The sequence below is a fragment of the Sphingomonas endophytica genome (assembly GCF_001476895.1).
Lineage (GTDB): Bacteria > Pseudomonadota > Alphaproteobacteria > Sphingomonadales > Sphingomonadaceae > Sphingomonas > Sphingomonas endophytica_A.
In genome coordinates, this window is the sequence record NZ_LDTB01000099.1 from 1 (window position 1) to 531 (window position 531).

Sequence of the window (531 nt, forward strand, 5' to 3'; positions counted from 1 at the left end):
GATCCGGCGACCGGCGCGGCGCTCACCTCCGACGTGGCGATGCAGCTGAAGCGCGTGGCGCGGATGATCGAGGCGCGATCGACGTTCGGCCACACCCGCCAGTCGTTCTTCGTCTCGCAGGGCGGATATGACACGCACGACAACCAGGTCGTGTACGGCAATGTCGCGACCGGCACCCATGCGACGCTGCTCGGCGACCTCGCGCTGGCGCTGTCGGCCTTCTACAAGGCGATGGAGGCATTGGGGCTGCAGGACAATGTCACCGCCTTCACGATGAGCGATTTCGGCCGCACCTATCGCGGCAACGCGCAGCAGGGCAGCGACCACGCCTGGGGCAACAACCATCTGGTGATCGGCGGCGGCGTGACGCCCAAGGGCGTGTTCGGCCGCTATCCCGACCCGACGCTGGGCGGCAACGACGACATCAGCAACGAAGGCCGCTTCCTGCCGACGACCGCGCAGGAGGAATATCTGGGCGCGATCCTGAAGTGGCACGGGGTGGCGGACAGCGATCTGCCCTATGTCGTGCCC

Annotated in this window: 1 protein-coding gene; it reads left to right on the forward strand. The window is 67.2% G+C overall.

The features are described 5' to 3' along the window. Positions 1-531 (forward strand): DUF1501 domain-containing protein (locus NS334_RS16130; protein ID WP_153002782.1); only part of this gene is annotated, 531 nt, incomplete at both ends.